Here is a 4,183-nt window from a genome sequence, read left to right as displayed (position 1 = left end):
GGGGCCGTCCGGGGCCTGGGCAACCAGCCTGATCCGCTTCGCGAACAGCGTTGTTCCCGGCCCGTGTTGGCACGTACGAGGCCCGGCGTCCGCCCGGCATCCGCGGCACCGCCCACCGGACCGGTCAGCGAAGGACCGGTCGGGCGGGCGCGGGTCACACACTCGTGTACGGCCGCAGCGCCCCCACGGTGTGGAACAGCTCCATGGCCTTGGCGTCGGCATCGGCCGTGACCGCCGCCGCCACCAGGGCCTGCGCCTTGAACGCACGCGCCGCGTTGCTCGGCCGGTACGGCATCGCGCAGTCCTCGACGTCCTCCGCCGGGCTCGCGTCATCCCAGATCCTGACGTTCTCCAGCCCGTCGGCGAGGGCCGCCTGGAGCCGTTCGCGGACACGCGCGTCAGACCGGTACAACTCCGCGGCGACCGCCACGGCCTGCGGACGCCGGCCGCGCGCCGGCACGGCCAGCGCGTCCTCCAGGTGCATCGCGTCGGCGCCGAGAATCTGAAGCGGCCGGGCGTCGCCGTCGTCGGCGGTGAGCACCAGGACGTCCCAACCCGCGCTCACCTGGTCGAAGAGCCAGCCGCCCGCGAAACGCACGACCTGGGCCATGGTCGGGGCGGCCACCACCAGCCGGTGCCTCAGCGGGGATCGTGCGGCAGGGACAGCTCCCGCACCAGCGATCCGGTGTACTCCCGGAACACCTCGGCCAGCGGGATCGAAGGGTCGAGGAGCCATGCTGTCTCCATTCCGGTGATGAAAGCTACGATCTCCACCGCTTTGACGGCCGGATCGAGGTCGGTGCGGTAGATCCCCGCGCGCTGCCCCTCCCGGATCTTCTCCGCGACGGATTCCCGGGCCGCCCGGTACCGTCCCGTCAGGCGGTCGTGCAACGGCGCAGCCGGATCGAGGTTCTCCATGAGGAGGACCCCGAACATGCCCACCAGCTCCGGAGCCTCCCGGAACCGGTTGGCGACCCGCTGGAGTTGGTCGACGATGTCCGCAGAGCGGTCGACCTGTGTGTCGTCGTAGGTGTCGCGGGCGTCGAGCGCCGCGTGGAGCAGTTGCTCCTTCGACTCGAAGTGGTGGAGCAGGCCCGCCGGGCTGACGCCCGCTTCCCGGGCGATCTGGCCGAGGGTGATGCCACGCCATCCGTGGCGTGTCACCAACCGCTGTGTGGCGGTCAGAATCCGCTGCCGGCGGTCCTCACCCTTGGCGAGAAGAGCGGCATACGGCCGTTGATCGGGCACCCGTCCCCCTCTCGAACCAACCTACTGAACGTAAATTAGGTCAGTTTCGGACAGGTGACAAGGTTCATCCGCCGTTAATAATCCGACCACCTGCGAATGTCGCCCGGACCAAGTCTCCGGCAAGCACCCCCAGCGCCTCCCGCAACGGCGTGCGCAGCAGACACAGGTCCGCCAACTCCCCTACCCGGACCCGGCGTTCGTGTGCCGGCGCGCTCGGCTCCCCCAGGAAGAGCCCGAGCGCGGCCCTCGGCGACAGCCCTTCGTCGCCGCCGCGCGCAACCGCCGCGCGCATCACCGCCCACGGGTCGGAGGTGCCGTACGGCGCGTCGGTGCCGGCCGCGAGGGGCACGCCCGCCTCGACCAGGGAGCGGCAGCGGTACAAATGTGCACGGTCGTCGGGGTCGACGTCCCGGGCGTACTCGCGTCCGCGCTCGACCGGGAAATGCGGCTGCGTCACCACGGTCACCCCCACANCCCGCCTCGACCAGGGAGCGGCAGCGGTACAAATGTGCACGGTCGTCGGGGTCGACGTCCCGGGCGTACTCGCGTCCGCGCTCGACCGGGAAATGCGGCTGCGTCACCACGGTCACCCCCACACGACGCACCCACGGGATCGTCTCGGCGGGGATCACCGAACCGTGCTCGATCCGGTCGCCGGCGACCGGTCCGGCCTCGTCCAGGGCGAGGAGGGTGACCAGCAACTGGACCCGCGTCACGCAGTGCACGGCAACCGGCGAGGGCCGTGCCGCCGCGATCGTCGCCGCGAGTTGGCTCGGCGCAGGCAACGTCGCGTCGTCGAGCATCAGCTTGACGGGCGCGTCCGGCCCCATGATCACGAGCCGCTGCGGCAGGACGGCCAGCAGGTCGGCGAGGTCGTCGCGGGGGTGCGGATCGGCGTTCGTGAACCCGGAGACGCCGAGTCGCGCCGCGCGGCGGCCGACACCCGGCACGTCCAGCCGAACCGGCGGCACGAAGTCCCGCAGCCGGGTGTCCTCGCGCCAGAATCGCCCGTCGCCTGGCAGTCCCGCGGCTTCGAGCGCCGCGCTGTTCCACACCCACAAGGCCCCGGTGCGGTGTTGCACGCGTACCGGTCGGTCCGAGACCAGCGCATCGAGTGCCCACCGGTCGAGCTCGCCCGCCACGCTCTCGTGGTAGCCGGTGGCCCGCACCCACTCCCCCGGCGGACTACCGCGCAGTGCCGCGGCGAACCCCTCGCGGTCGCGCACGTCGTCGGGCCCGACCCGCACCGAGGCGGCTTCGGCGGCAAGCGCGGCGAGGTGGATGTGGTGGTCGTGCAATCCGGGCAGCAGCGCCCCGCCGCGCCCGTCGACCGTGACGGGGCCGCGCAAGCCCCGGCCGATTTCGGCGATCCGGTCCCCGCGCAGGCGTACGTCGACGACCCCCGCGCCTTCGACCTCCACCCGCGTGATCAGCACGGAGCCGTCGGGCGACGTGGCCGGCGAGGCGTCCCCGGCAGCGGGTTCAACGGGCCGGGTCACAGGCAACGGCCAAGCAGAGTCGGGCAGTTGGCGCACATCATCGTTCCACCACCGCGGCGGGCAAGGACAACGGGCCGGACGCGCAAGACAACCGCCTTGCGCACAACGGGAGTCGGGCGGGAACCCAGCCGGCGCACGGGAATCTCCCGGTGGGCTCCACGCTCACGGCGACCTCCGCCCGGCATCACACGCCTCGGTGCCGTCGACCCGCTCGACTGGTCCCCTTCCGTGTGCGGCGAGCTCCGCCGCGCAGCCGGCCATCGCCGCCGCGACGAGTTCCCCGCCGCCCCGGGCCACCGACCGGGCCACCGCACGGGCCGCATGGATCCCGGTGACCGGGTCCGCGATGGCGTCGCCGAGAAACAGAGGCCTGCCGTCCGCGTCGTGGTCCACGAGGCCGGCGGCTGCGGCCGCGTCGTCGCCGAAGGCGATGCGGTCGTCGTCCCGGCCGTATCCGGTGATGCTCAGCCACACGCGGCCGGGCCGGGCGGCGAGGAATTGCTCGGCGTGGACGCCGAGTCGGCGCAGCGCACGCGGTCGGGAGGCCTCGATGACGATGTCGGCCTCCGCGACGATGTCGGCGAGCGCGCCGGACCCGAAGTCGAGAACGCGGTTCTCGTGGCCGTCGTGGAGCCAGCGGTAGAAGTCGGGGGAACCGAGCCGCGCGCCGTCCGGCCTGGTGGTGCTCTCCACCTTGACCACCTCGGCACCCGCCAGCCCGAGGAGTCGCGCGCACAAGGGGCCGGCCCACAGCGCCGACAGGTCGACGACCCGCAGGCCGGCGAGGCCACGAGAACGGGCCTCGCCGAGTCGTTCGGTCCGCACGGCCGGCAGCCCGTGGCGGGCCGAGCCGAGCGCGGAGGCCGCGACGCCGAGGAGTTGTGCGGCCCCGGCGGCCTCCGCGGCCGGGACACTGCGGGCTGCCTCGGCCAGGCCGGCGGTCGTCTCGGGATGGGTGCCGGAGGCACCGGCCGCCGCCATGAGTGCGAGGAGGGCGGGAATCGCGGCGATGTCGTCGGGGCGGGCCAGGTTCAGCGCCACCCAGCCGTCGGCGGCCTCCATCAGCCGGCACGAACCGTTGGCGGACGTCCGCCCGGGTGCGGCGAACCCGGCGGCCTCGGCGCGCAGGAACAGCGCGGCGGGCACGTCGACGGGCACGCCGGTGAGGTCGGTGAACTCCCGGCCGACGCGGACGAGGGGGTCGAGGAACGGTTCGACCGACTCCGTCCAGCGCCCGAGAGTGCGGTTCTCCATGCTTCGCATGCTAAGCCGTGTCCGGGGAACTCCCGAGGGCGCGGCTCCTGCCCCGCCCGCTCCCTGTGGCTCAGGCGCCTACGCGACCGGCCCCCGCGCCGAGCGATCGCAAGACGGGGCTCCGCGCGCGCGGGGCCGGGAGCCTTCGGTGGTGACGACGTGCGGTCGCCCGGTCTTGCGGG

Annotated in this window: 4 protein-coding genes and 1 pseudogene; all 5 read right to left on the bottom strand. The window is 73.3% G+C overall.

Annotation, left to right across the window (positions count from 1 at the left end; genetic code table 11):
* Positions 1-154 precede the first annotated feature (154 nt).
* The 5 genes and pseudogenes from ACRX5W_RS33140 to ACRX5W_RS33120 all read right to left on the bottom strand — a co-directional run bounded on the left by ACRX5W_RS33140 (position 155) and on the right by ACRX5W_RS33120 (position 4,001).
* Positions 155-625 (bottom strand): hypothetical protein, encoded by a 471-nt coding sequence (locus tag ACRX5W_RS33140; RefSeq protein ID WP_436792107.1) that lies wholly within the window; start codon positions 623-625, stop codon positions 155-157.
* 14 nt (positions 626-639) lie between these two features.
* Positions 640-1,248 carry a TetR/AcrR family transcriptional regulator gene (locus tag ACRX5W_RS33135; protein ID WP_436792106.1) on the bottom strand — a complete coding sequence of 203 codons (609 nt, stop codon included), beginning with the start codon at positions 1,246-1,248 and terminating at the stop codon, positions 640-642.
* Between the two features lie 64 nt (positions 1,249-1,312).
* The gene (locus ACRX5W_RS33130) at positions 1,313-1,705 is read right to left on the bottom strand and encodes an amidohydrolase family protein (RefSeq protein WP_436792108.1); all 393 of its coding nucleotides are present in this window, start codon (positions 1,703-1,705) and stop codon (positions 1,313-1,315) included.
* Between the two features lie 622 nt (positions 1,706-2,327).
* Positions 2,328-2,669, bottom strand: a pseudogene (locus ACRX5W_RS33125) (amidohydrolase family protein); the annotation flags it as partial.
* A 240-nt stretch (positions 2,670-2,909) separates the two neighbouring features.
* Complete coding sequence (locus ACRX5W_RS33120; RefSeq protein ID WP_436792105.1) at positions 2,910-4,001, bottom strand: CoA transferase; 1,092 nt, start codon at positions 3,999-4,001, stop codon at positions 2,910-2,912.
* Positions 4,002-4,183 lie beyond the last annotated feature (182 nt).

It is taken from the genome of Yinghuangia sp. YIM S10712, assembly GCF_051388935.1.
In the GTDB taxonomy this organism is placed as follows: Bacteria; Actinomycetota; Actinomycetes; order Streptomycetales; family Streptomycetaceae; genus Yinghuangia.
Note: the sequence above shows the minus strand (reverse complement) of the source record. Positions and strands in the feature narration are given on the sequence as shown.

Bases quoted from the DNA above. Each gene is read 5' to 3' on its own strand.
- ACRX5W_RS33120 (WP_436792105.1), bottom strand. From the start codon at position 4,001: ATGGAGAACCGCACTCTCGGGCGCTGGACGGAGTCGGTCGAACCGTTC.